This is a genomic window from Streptosporangium sp. NPDC020072, from assembly GCF_040631445.1.
Classification (GTDB): Bacteria; Actinomycetota; Actinomycetes; order Streptosporangiales; family Streptosporangiaceae; genus Streptosporangium.
Genome location: NZ_JBEYAB010000005.1, coordinates 444,380 through 464,349, shown reverse-complemented (window position 1 = coordinate 464,349; position 19,970 = coordinate 444,380). Strand labels below are relative to the sequence as shown.

Here is a 19,970-nt window from a genome sequence, read left to right as displayed (position 1 = left end):
TACGCGGGGTATGGCGACAATGAAAAGTCGCTGCCGCGGGTTTCGCGGATCTTTCACGGGAGGTAGCAGAGGTCGTGCGCGTGCTTGTGGTTGAGGACGAGCGGGTGCTCGCCGACGCGATCGCCACCGGGCTCCGGCGCGAGGCCATGGCCGTCGACGTCGCCTACGACGGCGCCGGCGCGCTCGAACGGACCGGCTACGTCGACTACGACGTGATCGTCCTGGACCGGGACCTGCCCAAGGTCCACGGCGACGAGGTCTGCCGCCGCCTGGTCGCCGACAGGACCGCGTCGCGGATCCTGATGCTCACCGCCTCAGGCGACGTCGACGACAGGGTGGAGGGGCTGGGGCTCGGCGCCGACGACTACCTCGCCAAGCCGTTCGCCTTCGTCGAGCTCGTCGCGCGGGTGCGGGCGCTCGGCCGCCGCTCCGCCCCGGCGCTGCCTCCCGTTTTGGAGCGCTCCGGGGTCCGTCTCGACCCGGGCAAGCGGCTGGTCACCAGGGACGGCGAGGAGATCGCCCTCACCAAGAAGGAGTTCGCGGTCCTTGAGGAGCTGATGCGCGCCGAGGGCGCGGTCGTCAGCCAGGAGGACCTGCTCGACAAGGCGTGGGACGAGAACATCGACCCCTTCACCAACGTGGTGCGCGTCACGATGATGACCCTGAGGAAGAAACTGGGTGAGCCTCAGGTGATCGAGACGGTGCCCGGGGTGGGATACAAGCTGTGAGCGCGGGCGAGGGCGCAGGGAAGGGCCGCTTCGCGGACGGCCCCGCCGAGGAGGCGGGGCAGGGGGTGCCGACCCACCCCATGATCAGTCCGCACTCCGAGCGGAGCGCGAGGAACGGCGGGCGCCAGGCCACCGTGACGCCGGTCCGCGTCCAGGCGCCCCCGCCGACCGGGCCGCCCGCCTGGGACGGGCCGCCCCCGCCCGGTGACACCTCGCTCTCGCCGACCCCGCTGGAACGGCTGCACACGACGGTCAGCAGGATCAGCATCCGCTGGCGCCTGACCATCACCTACGGCGTGCTGTTCTTCATCGCCGGGGTTCTGCTGCTGTTCGTCATCTACATGATGGTCGGCTGGGCGATCGAGTCGGCGTGGCCGAGGGCGGTCACCGACGACATGCCCCAGGACCTCGCGGTCCAGGTCCAGCAGTGGTGGAACTCCAACCTGCACCTGGCGGTCACCGGGGCGCGCAAGGCCCTGCTGACCAGGTCGGTTCCCGCGCTGGCCGGGGTCGGCATCCTGGCGATCATCATCGGCTATCTCGTCGCCGACCGGGCGCTCAGACCGATCCAGCAGATGACCACGACCGCGCGCAGGCTCTCCGACAGCACCCTCGCCCACGAGCGGATCGACCTCGAAGGCCCCGACGACGAGCTCAAGGAGCTGGCCGACACCTTCGACGCGATGCTGACCAGGCTCAACGTGGCCTTCGACACCCAGCGGAGGTTCGTGGCCAACGCCTCGCACGAGCTGCGCACCCCCCTGACCATCAACCGGACCGTCCTGGAGATCGCGCTGGGCGACCCGCAGGCCTCGGAGGACCTCAAGGCGCTCGGCCGTACGCTGCTTGAGGTCAACGCGCGCAACGAGCGGCTCATCGAGGGGCTGCTGCTGCTGGCGCGCAGCGAGCGGGAGCTGAGCGTGCGCAAGCCGGTGGACGTGAAGGACGTCGCGGAGACCGCGGTCGAGCAGCTCGTCCCGCGCGCCAAGGAGGCCGGGGTCGTCGTGACCACCGAGCTGCAGAGCGCCGAGACGGTCGGCGATCCGGTGCTCCTGGAACGCTGCGTCTCCAACCTGGTCGAGAACGCCATCAAGCACAATCTCCCCGAAGAGGGACGCGTGTGGGTGCGCACGGGAATTGTTGAGGGGGCCCTCGTCGTTCAGGTGGCCAACACGGGACCGCACGTGCCCGCCTACGAGGTGAACAGTCTGTTCGAGCCGTTCCGGAGGCTCAACGCCGAACGGATCGACTCCTCAAAGGGGGCCGGGCTCGGGCTGTCCATCGTTCGCGCGGTCGTGCGTGCTCACGGGGGCAACGTGGCCGCCGTTCCCAGGGACGGAGGAGGCCTCGTGGTGACGGTGAGACTTCAGTCGCGCTGATCCGGCGGGGGGCGTCTCGTTCACGCCGTACATGTGGTTGGATGTGCCGTCGAACACGGTGGTGCATGCCGCCAATGTTGTGGTTTACGCCATATTTGGCTAACCACGCCCATTGGTGGGAGGTCCCTCACGTGTGGGGAGGTTCATCGGCCATTCCGACGGGGTACCGAAGCAGGAATCTATCTGGCGGATCGGGCACAAGTTGGGCCTCTCAAGCGTTACACACGCGCGAACGAGCGCAAACGGATCACAAGCGCAGATAGATAGATGAGGGGGATGGAGCAGACCGATGGCTACCGACTACGACAGCCCACGCAAGACTGACGACGACCTCGGCGAGGACAGTCTTCAGGAACTGCAGGCCCGCCGTACCGACAAGTCCTCGGGCAGTATCGACATCGACGAGACGGACCTCGCCGAGTCGCTTGAACTGCCGGGCGCGGACTTGTCCAACGAGGAGCTCTCGCTCAGGGTGATTCCTCGCCAGGCCGACGAGTTCACCTGCGCGCGGTGCTTCCTCGTGCACCACCGCAGTCAGCTCGCCACCGAGAGGAACGGCCAGCAGATCTGCAAGGAGTGCGCGGCCTGACGATATTCCGACGGCCGTCCGAGGTCGTCCTCCCGACGACGGGAAGGACGCCGGGACAGCCCTGAGGAGGTTCCGCGACATGACGTCAGAGAACAAACAGACCGGTGCGAAGCCGGGCGACTCCATCGCCGGGGAGTCGGCCGGCGCACCCGCGAACGAGGACCGCGCGGCGAACGGGCGAACCGAGCCCGCGGGCACGCGGGAGCACCGGCCGGGCCCGGCCGAGGGCGCCGGGGGCGCCGGGAGCACGGTCGAGAGAACGGCCGACGGGGCGAACGACCAGGAGATGGCCGAGCTCGTCGGAAAACTCATCGAGCCGGAAGGGCTCGCGGGCACCGAGCGGCGACGGCTGCTCGGCCGCCTGACCACACTTCTGGCCAGAGGGTCGAGGAGGGCCAAGGCGACGGGGGTCGGCCGGGGCCGCTGGCTGGCCGAGGTGTTCACCGCCGTCGCCCCTCGCATTCCCATCCGAGATCTGGCCACCCTCTCCGAGCACCACCACGGCCTGACCTCCGAGGCCCTCGCCGACGATCTCGTGCGGACGGCCGCCAAGGCGACCATGACGGTCGGCGCCATCGGCGGCGCGCTGGCCGCGGCCGAGTTCGTCACCCCGCCCCTGCTGCTGTCCGCCCCCGCCCAGCTCGTCGCCGAGACCCTGGTGGTCGCCGCGATCGAGGTCAAGCTGCTCGCCGAGCTCCACGAGGTTTACGGGGTACGGGTGCCGGGAACAGGGGCCCAGCGTGCGATGGTCTTCGTGGCCGCCTGGTCCAGGCAGCGCGGCGTCGATCCGCTGTCGCCCGCCACGGTCGGCATCGCGCTCGGCGCGGCGGCCAAGGCGGCGCTGCGCAACAGGCTGCTGCGCACCCTCGGCCGCCATCTGACCACCCTCGGCCCCTTCCTCACGGGCGCCGTCGCAGGTGGGGCCCTCAACCGCGCCGCCACAAGAAGGCTCGCGGAGGCGGTCAGGAGTGATCTAAGAATTAGTGGGGCGCTTCCACCCGGTAAGTCATAGAAACGCCTGAATTGGGTAGTTGTTAGGAGTAGTCCGACTACCTGGAGGATTTTGTGCAGGGCCGCAGCTCGTTTCTGATCGTCGCAAACCGCCTCCCCGTCGACCGTGTGGGTGACGACATGTGGCGGCGCAGCCCCGGCGGCCTGGTCACCGCGATCGCTCCCGTCCTTCAGCGACGTGAGGGCGCGTGGATCGGCTGGCACGGCGCCCCCGGTGAGTATCTCGACCCCTTCGAACACGACGGCATGCACCTCATCCCCGTGCCGCTGTCGGAGTCGGAGGTCGAGCTCTACTACGAGGGCTTCTCTAACACCACCCTGTGGCCCCTCTACCACGACGTGGTGGCACCCCCGGTCTACTCCCGCGTCATGTGGGAGGCCTACCGGACGGTCAACGAGCGTTTCGCCAGGGCCGCCGCGGAGGAGGCGGCCGAGAACGCGGTCGTGTGGATCCAGGACTACCAGCTGCAGCTGGTCCCGGCCCTGCTCCGCAGACTCCGTCCAGACCTGCGCATCGGGTTCTTCCTGCACATCCCGTTCCCACCGGTCGAGTTGTTCTCCCAGCTGCCCTGGCGAAGGGAGATCGTCGAGGGGCTCCTCGGCGCCGACATGGTCGGCTTCCAGCGCCCCGGCGGCGCGTCGAACTTCATCCGGCTGTGCCGCCGGCTGCTCGGCCTCCAGCACCACAAGAACGAGATCTACGTCGAGGACCGGGTGGTGCGGGCCGCGGCCTTCCCCATCTCGGTCGACTTCGGGGAGCTCGACTCGCTGGTGCGCGAACCGCACATCACCGAGCGGGCCAAGGAGATCCGCGCCGAGCTCGGCGACCCCGAGTGCCTGCTGCTCGGCGTCGACCGGCTCGACTACACCAAGGGCATCGGCCAGCGCCTGAAGGCCTTCGGCGAACTCCTGTCCGAGGGTTCGATCAAACCGGGGGAGGCGGCCTTCGTGCAGATCGCGACCCCCAGCCGGGAGCGGGTCGAGGAGTACATGCGCCTGCGCGACTCGATCGAGCTCCAGGTCGGCCGGATCAACGGAGAGCAGGGCGAACTCGGCCAGCAGCCGGTGCAGTACATGCACCAGTCCTACGGCCGGGAGGAGCTGGCCGCGCTCTACCTGGCGGCCGACGTGATGGTGGTCACCCCGCTGCGCGACGGCATGAACCTCGTCGCCAAGGAGTACATCGCCTGCCGCAACGACCTGCGCGGGGCCCTGGTGCTCAGCGAGTTCGCCGGGGCGGCCGACGAACTGCGGCAGGCGTTCATGGTCAACCCCTACGACGTGGACGGCCTCAAACGGACGATGCTCGCCGCGATGCGGGCCACGCCGCACGACCTGTCACGCCGGATGCGCTCACTGCGCAGGAGGGTCGCGACCTACGACGTGGATCGCTGGGCCAAGGAGTTCCTCGCCTCGCTCGAATCCTGACCCGGAACGCACGGCGCCGCGCCCCGTCCCCGCCTGACCGGCGGGCGGCGGGGCACGGCCGGGTCAGAGCGAGATCTCCTTGGCCGCCCCCCGCAGGGACTTCCACGCGTCGTAGCGCTTCCTGGCGGTGCGGGCGACCACGATCTGCGCCACCTGCATGCCGACCCCCATCACCACGGCGTAACCGATCGCCTCACCCATGCTGATGTCCAGCGACTCGTTGTCCGCGGGCGGCTTCTTGCCGGTGGTCTTCTCCCAGGCGAACCCGATGACCTTCCGCGCGGCCCAGGCGGTCGCCAGCCCCGCGAGGCCGCCGATGACCCGCCACGCCAGATCCTGCTTCTCGGACTTGTCGGCCATGTGGCCCCCTCCCCGCTGTTTTCGCTTCGCACGAGAACACTAGTCTCCTCCGTCACGAGGGCACACGACGCCATACCAGACGCCATACCATAGGGAGGCATGACACCACAGCGACCGCGCCATGCGCCCATGCCCGAGAAGCCTTCTCTCGACGGGCTGGAAGCCGTATGGTCGGCCCGCTGGGAGGCCGAGGGCACCTATCGCTTCGACAGGACGCGTACCCGGCCGGAGATCTACTCCATCGACACCCCGCCGCCGACCGTCTCCGGGTCCCTGCACGTCGGACACGTCTTCTCCTACACCCACACCGACACGATCGCCCGCTTCCAGCGCATGCGCGGGCGGGAGGTCTTCTATCCCATGGGGTGGGACGACAACGGCCTGCCGACCGAGCGCAGGGTGCAGAACCACTTCGGTGTGCGCTGCGACCCGTCCGTCCCCTACGACCCCGCCTTCCAGCCCCCGGCCAAGCCGGACGCCAAACGCCAGATCCCCGTCTCCCGCGGCAACTTCATCGAGCTGTGCGAACGGCTCACCATCGAGGACGAGAAGGTCTTCGAGGAGCTCTGGCGCAGGCTCGGCCTCTCGGTCGACTGGTCGCTGACCTACGCGACCGTCGACGGCCTGGCGCGCGCCGCCTCCCAGCGCGCCTTCCTGCGCAACCTCGCCCGCGGCGAGGCCTACCTGTCCCAGGCCCCCACCCTGTGGGATGTGACCTTCCGTACGGCCGTCGCCCAGGCCGAGCTTGAGGACAGGCCGTGGCCCGGGGCCTTCCACCGTGTCGCCTTCACCCCGGCCGGAGGGGCGGGGGAGCGGGTCTGGGTCGAGACGACCCGGCCCGAGCTGCTGCCCGCCTGCGTCGCGCTGGTCGCCCACCCCGACGACGAGCGCTACCGTCCGCTGTTCGGGACCACGGTCACCACGCCGCTGTTCGGTGTCGAGGTGCCGGTGCTCGCCCACCGCCTTGCCGAACCGGACAAGGGTTCGGGCATCGCCATGATCTGCACCTTCGGCGACGTCACCGACGTCGTCTGGTGGCGCGAGCTGGACCTGCCGACCCGGGCCGTCGTCGGCAGGGACGGCAGGATGCTGCCCGAGGCACCTCCCGGCGTGCCCGCCGAGCCGTACGGCGAGCTGGCGGGCAGGACCGTGCACGGCGCCCGCGAGCGGATCGTCGAGCTGCTGCGCGCCCGGGGCGACATGGAGGGCGAGCCCAGGCCGGTCAACCGCCCGGTGAAGTTCTACGAGAAGGGTGACCGGCCGCTGGAGATCGTCACCACCCGGCAGTGGTACATCCGCAACGGCGGGCGGGACCAGACCCTCAGGAAGGCGCTGCTGGCCCGTGGCGAGGAGCTGTCCTGGCATCCGCCGCACATGAAGGTCCGCTACGACAACTGGGTCGAGGGCCTGTCCGGTGACTGGCTGATCTCCAGGCAGCGCTTCTTCGGCGTGCCGATCCCGCTGTGGTACCCGCTGGACGAGACGGGGGAGCCCGACCTCTCCTCGCCGATCGTGCCGCCGGAGTCGGCGCTGCCGATGGACCCCGCCTCCGACGCGCCGCCCGGATACACCGAGGAGCAGCGTGGCAGGCCGGGCGGCTTCGCCGGCGACCCGGACGTCATGGACACCTGGGCGACCTCCTCACTCACCCCGCAGATCGCGGGCGGCTGGGAGCGCGACGAGGACCTGTTCGCGCGGGTCTTCCCGATGGACCTGCGCCCGCAGGCCCACGAGATCATCCGCACCTGGCTGTTCTCGACCGTGGTCAGGGCGCACCTGGAGGAGGGCACCCTGCCCTGGCGCGACATCGCGATCTCCGGATGGATCCTCGACCCCGACCGCAAGAAGATGTCCAAGTCGGCGGGAAACGTGGTCACCCCGCTCGGGCTGCTCGAACAGCACGGCTCCGACGCGGTCCGCTACTGGGCGGCCTGCGGGCGGCCCGGTACGGACACCACCTTCGACACCGGCCAGATCAAGATCGGCCGCAGGCTGGCGATCAAGATCCTGAACGCCTCCAGGTTCGTGCTGGGGCTTGGGGAGGACGGCGGCGAGGTCACCGAGCCGATCGACCTGTCGATGCTGGCCAGGCTCGCCGAGGTGGTCGAGGAGACGACGAGGGCCTTCGAGGCCTACGACTACGCCCGCGCGCTCGAAAGGACCGAACGGTTCTTCTGGGAGTTCTGCGACGACTACCTGGAACTGGTCAAGCTCAGGGCCTACGGGGACGACCCGGCGGCCGGGTCGGCGCACGCCGCGCTGCGCCGGGCGCTGGACGTCATGCTCAGGCTGTTCGCCCCGTTCCTGCCCTTCGTCACCGAGGAGGTCTGGTCCTGGTGGCGTGAGGGCTCGGTGCACCGCGCCGCCTGGCCCCAGGCGTACGGCCTGGCCGAGAGGGAGGGGGACAGGGGGCTGCTCCCCGCGGTGGCCGGGGTCCTCCACCACGTCCGCAAGGCCAAGTCGGACGCCAAACTGTCGATGCGCGCCGAGGTCACCCGGCTGACCGTCACCGGAGGTCCCGCGGGCCTGGTGCGCCAGGCGCAGGACGACCTGTGCGGCGCGGGCGTCGTCGAGGAGTTTGTGCTCACCGAGGGCGACGGCGACCTGCTTGTCGAGGTCACCCTCGTCTGAGTCCCCGGCCGCACGCGAATCTTCCCTTGCCGTCCCGGGCTCCTGCCGTACGGTCGAGACACGAGCAGGTGAGGAGGAGGACATGATCCCGGGTTGCGGCAACTGTGACTGTTACCTCGACGACAGGGTGATCACCCGGCCGCCGGGAGAGCGTTGATCCACCCGCCGTGGGGCCCGCCGGGCCCCACGGCCTTCTTACGGTCCGGTGCCGCGGCTTTGCGTGTTGGGCCGATAACCATGCGCGTCACAGGCCGTGGCATGACAGTCTGGAAGGGTGATCTCCGATCGGGAACGCCTGACGAACCTCGTGCCGCGCACCTTGCTGCGAGTGGCGGTCTGGTGCCTCTGCCTGATCGTCATCGGCTGGGCGGTCTTCTACTTCGCGCAGTTCATCGCGACACTGCACATCGTGGTCCTGCCGGTGGCCATCGCGCTGCTGCTGACCGCGCTGCTGTTCCCGGTGACCCGCAGACTCAGGGCGGTCGGCGTCCGCCCCATATACGCCACCTGGATCACGATGCTGGTGGCCTTCGGGGTGCTGGGCGGCACGGGCTGGTTCATCGGCCTGCGGGCCAACGACGAGTTCCCCGGCCTGGTCGACCAGGTGCGCGCCACCTCGAAGACCGTCGAGCAGTGGCTCTACACCGGCCCCCTGCACCTGCAGCCCAACCAGCTGACCTCCTGGATCGACGAGATCACCACCCAGATCACCGCGCAACGCAACCAGATCACCCAGACCGTGCTCACCGGCGCGACGGTCGCCTTCGAGGTGCTCGCCTCCATCGTGCTGCTGATGTTCGTCACCTTCTTCCTGCTGAAGGACGGCGACCGCATCTGGAGCTGGTTCCTGAAGGGCTTCGGCTCGGCGGCGCCCCGGGTGGACAAGGCGGGCCGTACGGCCTGGGTGACCCTGTCGCACTACGTGCAGGGCACCGTGGCGGTTGCCGCCGTGCACGGCGTGGTCATGGGCATCGTGCTCGCCGGGATGGGCGTGCCGCTCTGGGCTCCGCTCGCGGTGATGATCTTCCTGGCCAGCTTCATCCCGATCGTCGGCATCTTCTTCGCCGGAGGCGTCGCGACCCTGGTCACCCTGGGGGCGAAGGGCCCGATCTACGCTCTGATCTTCCTCGGCATCCTGATCGTCGAGCAGCAGCTGGAGAACCACGTCCTGCAGCCGCTGATCGTCGGCAGGGCGCTGAGCTTCCACCCGTTGGCGATCATCCTGGTGCTGGCCGTCGGCGGCATCCTGGCGGGCATCGCCGGGGCGGCGGTCGCGGTCCCGGTCGCCGCCGTCATCTACCGGGCGATCCCCGAACTCATGGCCGACCCGCCGATCGCCCTGCCCGCCGCGCCGGAGCACCCGCCACCGGCGGACGAGCCGGGGGAGGAGCGGGGAGACGAGCCGACGGGCGCCGAGACGGTGACTCCGGGGCCGGACTCCGCCGTGAATGAGGAGTCCGCCCAGCACAACGGGTAACGTTCTCCTCCGTGACCCGTTCCACCTCGTGCTCCGCTTTCGCACACGGCGGCCCGTCGCCGTCCACGCGTGACAGGTGTGCCTCCGGCGCGGGCCGGAAGGCGTACCGTGAGGCTGAGGGACGTCGCGGCGGTCCGTACGGCCCGGCCGCCACACGCGTCGTCGCGTTCCGCATCGGCGAGCGCGCCGGCGTGGACGGGGAGCGCTCCGCCCGCGCCGACGGCCGGGCGGTCACCGACGAGCACCACGATGACGAGGGGAACCCGTGACCGGCAAAGTCGAGGTGTTGATCCACCGGCTCGACACCGACCTGCCCATGCCGTCGTACGCCCATCCCGGTGACGCGGGAGCCGATCTGCGCGCCGTCGAGGACGTCGAGCTGCTTCCGGGCGAGCGGGTCACGGTCGGCACCGGTGTGGCGATCGCCCTGCCCGACGGATACGCCGCGTTCGTCCATCCGCGTTCGGGCCTGGCCGCCCGGCACGGGGTGACACTCGTGAACGCGCCCGGCACCGTGGACGCGGGCTACCGGGGCGAGATCAGGGTGACGCTGATCAACACCGACACCAAGGAGGCCGTACGGCTGCGCAGGGGAGACCGCATCGCGCAGCTCGTCGTCCAGCGGGTGGAGAAGGCGGTGTTCTACGAGGTGGACCGGCTGCCCGGCTCGGCGCGGGGCGCCGGCGGGTTCGGGTCCACCGGACGCTGATGCGGGGCAGGGCCCGGGTGGCGAGCCTCCAGTGAACTCTCAAGGAGCGTGAGGAAAGTGTTCAAACGGCGCCGTCGCGAGGAGCCCCCGGCCACCGCGGAGAAGGCCGCGCAGAGCGAGAAGGCCGTCGAGGAGCCTCGCAGCCGCCCCTCGGGGCCGTGGGACTCGGGTGAGTCGTATCCGGAGCGGGAACGCGTCGATCTCGGCGGGCTGCGCCTGCCCATCGACTCCGGCTTCGAGGTGCAGCTGAACCTGTCCGGCGACCGCATCGTCGGCGCGGTCGTCATGGTCGAGGACAGCGCCCTGCAGGTGCACGCGTTCGCCGCGCCCAGGCGCAGCGGGATCTGGGACGAGGTCCGTACCGACCTCGCCGAGGGGGTGCGCGCCGCGGGCGGCACGGTCGAGGAGCGCGAGGGCCCGTTCGGGGTCGAACTGTTCGCGCGCATCCCCGCCGAGGGGGCGCAGGAGCCCCAGCCGGTGCGCTATATCGGCGTGGACGGTCCGCGCTGGTTCCTGCGCGCGGTGGTCAGCGGCCGCGCGGTCGTGGACGAGGAGGTCGCCGCGGTCCTGGAAGGGGTGGTCGGCGACATCGTCGTGGTCCGCGGCGACGAGCCGATGGCCCCGAAGGAGTCGATCGAGCTTCGGCTTCCTCCCGAGGCCAGGCAGGCCGCGGAACAACAGGCCGCCGAGCAGGAGGTGCCCGACCTCAACCCCTTCGAACGCGGTCCTGAGATCGCCGAGATCCGCTGACGTGAGGGATCGCGTACGCTGATTCAACACGTATGCGAAGGAGAGGTCGTGGGTTCTCAGGAACCGCATAAACAGGGCGGATTTCGAGGCTTCCTCCGTCGGCTGACGACGAGCCAGGCGGAACTGGAGGCCGACGAGCTCCAGCAGGACCTCGATCGTCACGGCGCGACGCCGATCGTCTCCTGTGGCGGGCGACGCAGATTCTGCGTAACCGGTACGCTACGTACGGTCACGTTGCGCCCCCGTGGCGGCGCGCCCGCCCTTGAGGCGGAGCTCTACGACGGTTCCGACGTGATCGACCTGGTCTGGCTCGGACGTAGGAAGATCGCGGGGATCGAGCCGGGCAGGATGGTGCTCGCCGAGGGGCTGGTCAGCCTTCAGGACGGGCGCAAGGTGATGTTCAACCCCAAGTACGAGCTGCGCCCGGCGGGCGGTGCGTGAGTGAAGACGACCACGGAGCGGTGAGCGAGAAGATGAGCACCACCGAGGAGAACGCGGCGTACGTGACCGTCGAGGCGGCGATGCGCGGGCAGCTCGCCAAGGCCTTCGGCGGCGTACGGGGGACCATCGAGGCCGCCGTGCCCACGATCGTCTTCACGCTGATGTGGATCACCACATCCGACCTGAGGACGTCGTTGATCGTCAGCGTCTCCACCTCGGTCGTCCTGCTGCTGGCGCGCGTGCTGCAGCGCTCGACGCCGCAGTTCGTGCTCAACAGCCTGTTCGGCATCGCCATCGGCGCGTTCTTCGCCTCCCGGACGGGTGAGGCGAAGGACGTGTTCCTGCCCGGCATCCTCTACAACGCGGGCTACGCGGTGGCGATGCTGTTGTCGATCGTCGTCCGCTGGCCGGTGGTCGGCTTCCTGATCGGGTCGGTCACCGGTGATCCGACCGCCTGGCGCGCCGACCCGGCCGTGGTGCGCCTGTGCTCCAGGCTCACCTGGCTGCTGATGATCCCCTGTGTGGTGCGGGTGGCCGTGCAGTTGCCCGTCTACCTCATCGGCGGGAACGACGCGGTCGCCGAACTCGGCATCCTGAAGATCGTGATGGGCTGGCCGTTGCAGGTCGCGGCCCTGGGCGCGATGGTCTGGCTGCTGGCCAGAGGCAGGACCCCGGCCACGCCCGCCTCCCCGTGACGACCCTGTGACGAAGAACGGTCCCGTACGGCCAAGCCGTACGGGACCGTTTCGCGTGTGAGGGGGTCAGGCGGAGCGGTGCGGGGACAGCAACCTGCCCAGTTCCTCCTCGACCTCCTGGCTGGCCACGAACATCAGCTCGTCGCCCGCCTCAAGGGGGTCGTCGGCGCTGGGCACCAGCACCCGGCCCTCGCGCAGGATCGCCACCAGCGCGGTGTCTGCGGGCCAGGGCACCGAGCCCGCCCGGTGGCCGACGACCGGGGCGTCCTCGGGCAGGGTGAGCTCGACCAGGTTGGCCTGTCCCTGGCGGAAGGTCATCAGGCGGACCAGGTCGCCGACGCTCACCGCCTCCTCGACCAGCGCGCTCAGCAGCCTCGGGGTCGAGACGGCCACGTCGACGCCCCACGACTCGTTGAACAGCCACTCGTTCTTGGGGTGGTTGATCCTGGCCACCACGCGCGGCACGCCGTACTCGGTCTTGGCGAGAAGGGAGACGACGAGGTTGACCTTGTCGTCACCGCTGGCGGCCACGACCACGTGACAGTCGGCCAGGCCCGCCTCGTCCAGGGAGGAGATCTCGCAGGCGTCGGCGAGCAGCCACTCCGCCCTCGGCACGGTGTCGATCTTGATGGCCTTGGGGTCGATGTCGATGAGCAGGACCTCGTGGCCGTTCTCCAGGAGTTCGGCGGCGATGGACCGTCCGACGGCTCCGGCGCCCGCGATGGTGACGCGCATCAGTGGCTCCCCTCGGGAGGGCCGGAGAGCACCTTGTTGATGCGCTCCATGTCGTTCTCGGCCGCCATGACGTGCAGGATGTCGCCTTCCTGCACCACGGAGTCGTTCTTGGGCAGCAGGGTCTCGCCCATCCGGTTGATGAACGCGACACGGGTGCCCGCGGCCTCCTCCAGGTCCTTGCTCCTGGTGCCGATCCAGGCGGGGTGGTAGGCCACCTCGGCCAGCACGACGGAGCCGGTGGGGTCGCGCCAGAGGGGTTCGGTCCCCTCGGGCAGGACACGCCGCAGGATCTGGTCGGCGGTCCAGCGCACCGTGGCGACGGTGGGGATGCCGAGACGCTGGTAGACCTCGGCGCGCCGGGGGTCGTAGATCCGGGCGACCACGTTGTCCACGCCGAAGGTCTCGCGGGCGACCCTGGCGGAGATGATGTTGGAGTTGTCGCCGCTGCTGACCGCGACGTAGGCGCTGGCGGTTCCGATGCCCGCCTCCTCCAGCACGTCCCGGTCGAAGCCGATGCCGGTCACCCGGCGTCCCCGGAAACCGGCTCGCAGCCTGCGGAAGGCCTGTGGGTCACGGTCGATGATCGCGACCGAGTGGCCGCTGTCCTCAAGGATGTGCGCCAGAGTCGATCCGACCCGGCCACATCCCATGATCACGATATGCATGCTCCCCCGCCGCTCACATTGAGGCGGATCTTGTTCGTATGTACCTAGTCAGTATGGCCCGCTTCGGGAGTGCCGCGTCAGCGGGGCGTATGGATGGGGACTAGCATCGGCAGACGTGTCAAAGGTGACGGACCTCGTCAAGCGCCTGTTCATCGGGCGCGCGCTGCGCAGCACGCAGTTACACGAGCAATTGCTCCCCAAGCGCATCGCGCTGCCGGTTTTCGCGAGTGACGCGCTCTCCTCGGTCGCCTACGCGCCGCAGGAGATTCTCGTAATCCTCTCCATCGCCGGACTATCGTTCTATCACTTCGCTCCCTGGGTGGCCATCGCGGTCGTCCTGGTGATGCTCACGGTGGTGGCGTCCTACCGGCAGAACGTGCACGCCTACCCCAGCGGAGGCGGGGACTACGAGGTCGCCACGGTCAACCTGGGGCCCAACGCCGGTCTGACCGTCGCCAGCGCCCTCATGGTCGACTACGTGCTGACGGTCGCGGTCTCCGTGGCCAACGGGGTCGACTACGTCGGCGCGACGATCCCCTATGTCGCCGAGCACAAGCCGCTGGTCGCCATCACCATCGTCGTGCTGCTCACACTGGTCAATCTGCGTGGCATCCGCGAGTCCGGTGTGGCGTTCGCGGTCCCCACCTACGCCTTCATGGTCTCGGTCATCGGCCTGGTCCTGTGGGGAGGGTTCCGGCTGCTGGTCATGGGCGAGGAACTGCGCGCGCCGACCGCCGGGTACCAGATCGTCGCCGAACAGACCGACCTGACCTCGCTGGCCGCGGCGTTCCTGATCCTGCGGGCCTTCTCCTCCGGCTGTGCGGCGCTGACCGGTGTCGAGGCGATCAGCAACGGCGTGCCCGCCTTCCGCAAACCGAAGAGCAAGAACGCCGCGACGACCCTGCTGATGATGGGCCTGATCGCGGTCACGATGTTCGTCGGCATCATCGCGCTCGGCCTGGCCTCCGGCGTCAAGCTCGCCGACCCGGCCACCGCCGCCCGCGACGTGCTCATCAACGGCAAGCCCGCGGGCCCGGACTACTACCAGCAGCCGATCATCGCCCAGGTCGCGGACGCGGTCTTCGGCAACGGCTCGCTGTTCTTCATCGTGATCTCCGCGGTGACGGCCCTCATCCTGTTCCTGGCGGCCAACACGGCCTTCAACGGCTTCCCGGTGCTCGGCTCCATCCTGGCCCAGGACCGCTACCTGCCCCGTCAGCTGCACACCAGGGGAGACCGGCTGGCCTTCTCCAACGGTATCGTCATCCTGGCCGCGGGCGCCTGCCTGCTGCTGTGGGGGTTCCAGGCGGACGTCAGCCGCCTGCTCAACCTCTACATCGTCGGCGTCTTCGTCTCTTTCACGCTGAGCCAGATCGGCATGGTCAGGCACTGGACCAGGCACCTGAAGACCGAGACCGCGCCGAAGACCAGGGCGCAGATGAAGCGCTCGCGGGTCATCAACTTCTTCGGCGCCGTCATGACCGGTGTGGTGCTGGTGGTCGTGCTGCTGACCAAGTTCACCCACGGCGCCTGGATCGTCTGCGTCGCCATGCCGACGCTGTTCCTGATCATGAAGGGCATCCACCGCCACTACGAGAACGTGGCCGCCGAACTCGCGGTCGACGAGGATCTCCAGGTGGACGAGTCGATGCTGCCCGCCCGCAACCACGCCATCGTCCTGGTCTCCAAGATCCACAAGCCCACGTTGCGCGCGCTCAGCTACGCCAGGGCGACCCGGCCCTCGACGCTTGAGGCCGTCACCGTCGGCGTCGAAGGCGAGGACGCGCGGGCCCTGCAGGAGGAGTGGGAGCGCAGGGGCATCCCGGTCCCGCTGAAGATGCTGGACTCGCCCTACCGGGAGATCACCCGGCCGATCCTGGAGTACGTCAAGTCGCTGCGGCGCCGTTCGCCTCGCGACGTGGTGACCGTGTACATCCCGGAGTACGTCGTGGGCCGCTGGTGGGAGCACCTGCTGCACAACCAGAGCGCGCTGCGGCTCAAGGGGCGCCTGCTCTTCCAGCCGGGCGTGATGGTCACCAGCGTCCCCTGGCAGCTGCACTCCTCCGACCGGCTCAAGGGCCGTCCCGAGCCCGCCGCCCCCGGCGCGGTGAGGCGCCCCCGGCACGAGATGGCTCGGGACCAGGGCGCGAAGGCATAACCTTTCGTATGCACTCGTGATCACGAGGAGGCCGGACCGACGAAAGACCTGGGGGCGTGACGATGGCGATCGAACTGACGGTGGGACCCGTCGCGCACGGTGGCTGGTGCGTCGCGCGCCATGACGGCAGGGTGGTCTTCGTACGGCACGCGCTCCCCGGTGAGCGCGTCCTGGCCGAGATCACCGAGGAGACCACCCGGTTCCTGCGGGCCGACGCGGTCGAGATCCTCGACCCCTCCCCGGACCGGGTGACCCCGCCGTGCCCGTTCGCGGGTCCCGGCCGTTGCGGGGGCTGCGACTGGCAGCACGCCTCCCTCGACGCCCAGCGCCTGCTGAAGACCGCCGTGGTCGCCGAACAGCTGGGCAGGCTCGCCGGGATCGAGTGGAAGGGCGTCGTCGAGGAGGTGCCCGGCGCCCCCGACGGGCTCGGCTGGCGCACCCGGGTTCAGTTCGCCGTCGACCGCGACGGCGTCCTCGGCCTGCGGCGCCACCGCTCCCACGACATCGAGCCGATCGACGCCTGCCTGATCGCCCACCCGGAGGTGGAGAACGTCGGGGCGGAGGTCATGAACTGGCGCAACGCCTCCTCGGTCGAGGTCATCGCCTCGAACACCGGCGACCAGGCCGTCGTGATCGCCCCCAGGCCGCGCCGTACGGTCGCGGTGCCCGACATCGACGCGAGCGTGGCCGTCTTCGTGGACGAGGGCGGGGGCAGAAGCCGTGTCGTCCACGGCCGCAACCATCTCGTCGAGCGGGTCGGCGAACGCGACTTCCAGGTCACGGGCAGCGGCTTCTGGCAGGTCCACCCCGGCGCCGCGGAGACCCTGCTCGGCGCGGTCATGGAGTTCGCCGCCCCACGTCCCGGGGAGTGGGCCCTCGACCTGTACTGCGGTGTCGGCCTGTTCGCCGCGGGCCTGGCCGAGGCGGTCGGCCCGGAGGGCGCGGTCTTCGGCGTCGAGTCGGAGTCGGTGGCCGTACGGGACGCCGAGCGCAACCTGCGCGACCTGCCCCAGGCCCGCTTCGCCAGGGGCCGGGTGGAGAACGCCCTCGACCGCTTCGGCATCGAGCGCGCCGACCTGGTCGTCGTGGACCCGCCCCGCGCCGGTCTCGGCCGCGAGGTCGTCGAGCAGCTCGCCGCCCTCGGGGCCACCAGGATCGTCTACGTCTCCTGCGACCCGGCGACGATGGCCCGTGACCTGGCCTGGTTCGGCGACCGTTCCTACCGCCTCGCCGACCTGCGAGCCTTCGACGCGTTCCCGATGACCCACCACGTGGAGTGCGTCGCCCTGCTGGTCGGCGACCCGACCTAGCCTCCGGCGGGGAACCGCCCCCGCCTTCAGGGCGGGGGCGCCGTCATGTCCTTGAACCGGGAAGCGCCGCACGCGGGCGTGGCCGGCTCTCTCCCCGTGGAGGCCCTGCCGGCATTCCACGACGTGGACGCGCGGCTGTCCGGAAGGGCGTGGGCGGGGCGACCATTCGCCCGAAATATGGAGAAATGCGAGCTTCTCGCCCGGGGAGGCCGGTAGTCACATTGAGGTGTCCCGATGGATCTCATGAGGAGACCGTGGTGAACCTCCGAAGACCCCATGCCGTCGTGCTCGCGGCGGCACTGGCCGCAGGCGTCCTGGCCGTCGTCCCGCCCGCCGCCGCCGACGTTCCCGGCGGGCCGACTGTCGCCCAAGCCGACAACTCTTTCACCAGCATCGTGTGGAGGACCTATTTCCCGTACGAGGTGGGAGAAATAGTCGCCTATCACGGCGCCACCTACCGTTGCCTGCAGGCGCACACCTCGCTGCCCGAATGGGAGCCGGACACGACGCCCCCTCTGTGGCAGCAGATGTAGAAACCGGTCATGAGGAAGGCTCGGGGGCTGAGCGCCAGTAGGCCCATGGGGCCTACCTGGAATCGAACCAGGAAGAAGGAAGCCCTCGAATGGCCTCACGACCGGACCGCGAGGAGAGCGGGGAGACTACCGGGAAATGGTGAGAAGGAAGTCCCCTCATGGCCTCGCGGCCACACCCTATCAGGCGGGGATCACCTCGTGCAGCGTCGCCGGAGTGTGGACCCGGGCACCCGGCGGCGCCGCCGACGCCTCAAACCCGATGTAGGTGACGTGCCGCCCGGTGGAGGGCCCCTTCGCGCGCCACAGCTCGACCAGGTGACGCACCCGTAGGTAGTCGCGCTCCACGATCGAGCGCACCAGCAGTGAGGCGGTGAGCCGGTTGTCCTCGACCCGGTTGAACTGGGGATAGCCCCTCAGGTAGAGGTGCAGCCACTTCACCCGCCAGTGGCCGTCGTCGCCGCGCAGGAAGACGAGCGGCAGGGCGATCTGCCCCGACCCGCGCAGGTCCGACTTCATCCGCACGGTACGCGGCTCGAAGGGCATGCCCTCCTGCGCGGCGTCTCTCGTCATGTAGCCGAAGAACGCCTCGGCCGCCTCGTCGAACGACTCCCCGGAGAAGACGTTGACCTGGGGGATGACGATCGGACGGGTCGACTCGGCGAGCCGGATGTCGATGAACTCCGAGGCGCCGTGCGGCGCGGGAGCCTCGGTGAGGTCACCGGAGTACCGGGCGAAGCCGTTGGCGAGGTTCGTCCACGAGACGTGCTCAGGGGAGCCGTAGGAGGCGTCGAGCATGAGCGCCGACAGGTCGTAGTCGGTGCGCCGCCTGGCCTCGCGCCAGTGCACGAAGAACCTGAGCAGCTCGCCGTCGACCGCTGAGAGCGAGCCGCGGGGCAGCATGCCGAGCCCGGGGGAGACGGCCTTGGCGGACAGCGGCAGGGCGACGTCCAGCGCGTCGGGATCGACGACCAGCTCACCGGGGTCCGGGAGCCGCCGGACGATCTCGGCGTCCAGTACGGCCAGCACCCGCGTCAGGACCTCCCCGGCGAGCGGCGGACGGAGGTCGGGGGCCGTCCACGCCCTGGCGTGCCGGTTGACGAAGACACGCCCGGCGGCGGGGACGAGCCGGTTCTGCATGTGCTCGCGCAGGGACAGCAGGACACGGCCGGAGGCGCCGGTGACCGCCCTCTCCACGGCCTCGAACACCGCACGCTCGTCGGACCCGGTCCGCAGCAGGTGGTCGAGGCGGCGCAACAGCGCCCCGGGCGCGTTCTCCAGCAGCTCGACGGCCTCGGCCGTACGGCCCGCGGCCAGGGCCGCCTCGACCCGGCTGCCGGTTCCCGCGACCCGCAGGTCGCCCCTGGCCACCTCGAAGACCCGGGCGGCGCGTGGGAAGCCGGGGTGCTCGTGGGGGTGCAGCCGTTCCCCGAGCCGCTTCCACCGCTCCCGGAGACGTGACACGTCGCCGAGCCCGGCCGGGGTGGCCACCGAGTCCAGGGCCCGCAGCAGGGCCCGGCGCTCGGCGCGGCGGAACGAACGGAACCTCGTGGGCACGGCCAGCGTGACGTCGCCTCCGGACAGGCCGCAGGCGAGCCTGAGCACGTCGGTCACCGTGTCGACGAGGAGGGGCAGGTCGGCGGCCAGCCGTACCTCGTTGAGGACCGCGCGGTTCTCCCGCACGGGAACACGCTCGGGGTGATCGGTCCCGGAGGCGACGCAGAAGGCGGCCAGGGCGCGCAGCGCGGCCAGGTCCTCGACGGCCGGCGGCACCTCGGAGCCCGCCAGCGAGAAGTACAGCTCCCGGGCCTCGTCCTGCAGGCTTCCGCCCAGGTCGAGCACGGTCACCCGGTCTCCGGCGAGCGGGACGAGCTCGGCGTGGGCGGCGAGCAGGTCCGCGTAGGTGTGCTGGTAACGGCCGTAGTCGGGCAGTTCGAGCAGGTTGAGCGCGGGGCCCCGGAGGCGGTCCGCGGCGGCCGGGTCGAGCAGGGCCTCGTGGAGCATGCCGGCCCAGAACTCCAGGGTGTCCGGCACGTTCCTCGGGAAGTCGACGAAGTAGGCGTTGTGCTGGACGTGGTCGCCGACCAGGCCGCGGACGACGGACACGACCCGTGCGCCGAGATCGATAACCTCCTCGCCGGGCAGGCTCGACAGGCGTTCGAGCAGCGCGGCCGAGCAGGTGAAGCCGACGCTCAGCAACGCGGCGTCGAGCTGGCGGGCGGCCACCTCCCCCCACCCTGGCGCGGCCTCGTGCGGGGTGTCGACGGGGACCCGAAGCCGTCTCGTGATGACGAGGCTTTCAAGATTGTCCACGGGCGAACCCTATAGCCGTTACATGTCCGGCTTCAGGGGATTTTTCGGGACAGTCTGGGTG

General features: G+C 70.0%; 19 protein-coding genes. 15 read left to right on the top strand and 4 right to left on the bottom strand.

Annotation, left to right across the window (positions count from 1 at the left end):
* Positions 1-74: 74 nt before the first annotated feature.
* The 5 genes from ABZ470_RS14550 (at position 75) to ABZ470_RS14530 (ending at position 5,135) form a co-directional block, all read left to right on the top strand.
* Entirely contained in the window at positions 75-728 is a 654-nt protein-coding gene (locus ABZ470_RS14550) for a response regulator transcription factor (protein ID WP_184715809.1), read from the top strand.
* On the top strand, positions 725-2,107 hold the full coding sequence (locus ABZ470_RS14545) for a HAMP domain-containing sensor histidine kinase (protein WP_352016176.1): 1,383 nt from the start codon (positions 725-727) through the stop codon (positions 2,105-2,107). The genes ABZ470_RS14550 and ABZ470_RS14545 overlap by 4 nt, the downstream gene beginning before the upstream one ends.
* Positions 2,108-2,396: 289 nt before the next feature.
* Positions 2,397-2,696 (top strand): DUF4193 domain-containing protein, encoded by a 300-nt coding sequence (locus tag ABZ470_RS14540; protein ID WP_184715811.1) that lies wholly within the window; start codon positions 2,397-2,399, stop codon positions 2,694-2,696.
* 79 nt (positions 2,697-2,775) lie between these two features.
* A complete protein-coding gene (locus tag ABZ470_RS14535; protein WP_362911625.1) occupies positions 2,776-3,708 on the top strand; it encodes a hypothetical protein in 933 nt (310 codons plus the stop codon).
* Positions 3,709-3,761: 53 nt separating this feature from the next.
* A complete protein-coding gene (locus ABZ470_RS14530) occupies positions 3,762-5,135 on the top strand; it encodes a trehalose-6-phosphate synthase (protein WP_352016174.1) in 1,374 nt (457 codons plus the stop codon).
* 63 nt (positions 5,136-5,198) lie between these two features.
* Here ABZ470_RS14530 and ABZ470_RS14525 read toward each other — a convergent pair whose 3' ends face one another.
* Positions 5,199-5,495: a DUF4235 domain-containing protein gene (locus tag ABZ470_RS14525; RefSeq protein ID WP_352016173.1), complete on the bottom strand. Its 297-nt coding sequence runs from the start codon at positions 5,493-5,495 to the stop codon at positions 5,199-5,201.
* Positions 5,496-5,624: 129 nt separating this feature from the next.
* Here ABZ470_RS14525 and valS point away from each other — a divergent pair, with 129 nt between their 5' ends.
* From valS to ABZ470_RS14490, 7 genes are all read left to right on the top strand, one after another.
* Positions 5,625-8,126, top strand: coding sequence for a valine--tRNA ligase (gene valS, locus ABZ470_RS14520; protein ID WP_362911624.1), 2,502 nt, complete (start codon positions 5,625-5,627; stop codon positions 8,124-8,126).
* A gap of 274 nt (positions 8,127-8,400) precedes the next feature.
* On the top strand, positions 8,401-9,603 hold the full coding sequence (locus ABZ470_RS14515) for an AI-2E family transporter (RefSeq protein ID WP_352016171.1): 1,203 nt from the start codon (positions 8,401-8,403) through the stop codon (positions 9,601-9,603).
* Positions 9,604-9,614: 11 nt separating this feature from the next.
* Positions 9,615-9,872, top strand: coding sequence for a hypothetical protein (locus tag ABZ470_RS14510; RefSeq protein WP_362911623.1), 258 nt, complete (start codon positions 9,615-9,617; stop codon positions 9,870-9,872).
* Complete coding sequence (dut, locus tag ABZ470_RS14505) at positions 9,869-10,312, top strand: dUTP diphosphatase (RefSeq protein WP_352016169.1); 444 nt, start codon at positions 9,869-9,871, stop codon at positions 10,310-10,312. The genes ABZ470_RS14510 and dut overlap by 4 nt, the downstream gene beginning before the upstream one ends.
* A 48-nt stretch (positions 10,313-10,360) precedes the next feature.
* Positions 10,361-11,062 carry a DUF3710 domain-containing protein gene (locus ABZ470_RS14500; RefSeq protein WP_352016168.1) on the top strand — a complete coding sequence of 234 codons (702 nt, stop codon included), beginning with the start codon at positions 10,361-10,363 and terminating at the stop codon, positions 11,060-11,062.
* Positions 11,063-11,110: 48 nt separating this feature from the next.
* Positions 11,111-11,503, top strand: a complete 393-nt coding sequence (locus tag ABZ470_RS14495; RefSeq protein ID WP_352016167.1) for an OB-fold nucleic acid binding domain-containing protein — start codon at positions 11,111-11,113, stop codon at positions 11,501-11,503.
* A 32-nt stretch (positions 11,504-11,535) separates the two neighbouring features.
* Complete coding sequence (locus tag ABZ470_RS14490) at positions 11,536-12,198, top strand: DUF3159 domain-containing protein (protein ID WP_352016209.1); 663 nt, start codon at positions 11,536-11,538, stop codon at positions 12,196-12,198.
* Positions 12,199-12,264: 66 nt separating this feature from the next.
* Here ABZ470_RS14490 and ABZ470_RS14485 read toward each other — a convergent pair whose 3' ends face one another.
* Positions 12,265-12,933 carry a TrkA family potassium uptake protein gene (locus ABZ470_RS14485; protein WP_352016166.1) on the bottom strand — a complete coding sequence of 223 codons (669 nt, stop codon included), beginning with the start codon at positions 12,931-12,933 and terminating at the stop codon, positions 12,265-12,267.
* Positions 12,933-13,598, bottom strand: a complete 666-nt coding sequence (locus ABZ470_RS14480; protein WP_352016165.1) for a TrkA family potassium uptake protein — start codon at positions 13,596-13,598, stop codon at positions 12,933-12,935. The genes ABZ470_RS14485 and ABZ470_RS14480 overlap by 1 nt, the downstream gene beginning before the upstream one ends.
* A 115-nt stretch (positions 13,599-13,713) precedes the next feature.
* Between ABZ470_RS14480 and ABZ470_RS14475 the strand changes: the two genes are divergently transcribed.
* From ABZ470_RS14475 to ABZ470_RS14465, 3 genes are all read left to right on the top strand, one after another.
* Positions 13,714-15,756 (top strand): APC family permease, encoded by a 2,043-nt coding sequence (locus ABZ470_RS14475; RefSeq protein ID WP_362775473.1) that lies wholly within the window; start codon positions 13,714-13,716, stop codon positions 15,754-15,756.
* 62 nt (positions 15,757-15,818) lie between these two features.
* Positions 15,819-17,066, top strand: a complete 1,248-nt coding sequence (locus tag ABZ470_RS14470; RefSeq protein ID WP_352016163.1) for a class I SAM-dependent RNA methyltransferase — start codon at positions 15,819-15,821, stop codon at positions 17,064-17,066.
* A gap of 257 nt (positions 17,067-17,323) precedes the next feature.
* Positions 17,324-17,599, top strand: coding sequence for a carbohydrate-binding protein (locus tag ABZ470_RS14465; RefSeq protein ID WP_362911622.1), 276 nt, complete (start codon positions 17,324-17,326; stop codon positions 17,597-17,599).
* A 180-nt stretch (positions 17,600-17,779) separates the two neighbouring features.
* Here the strand turns inward: ABZ470_RS14465 and ABZ470_RS14460 are convergent, their stop codons facing one another.
* A complete protein-coding gene (locus tag ABZ470_RS14460; protein ID WP_362911621.1) occupies positions 17,780-19,909 on the bottom strand; it encodes a hypothetical protein in 2,130 nt (709 codons plus the stop codon).
* Between the last annotated feature and the right edge of the window lie 61 nt (positions 19,910-19,970).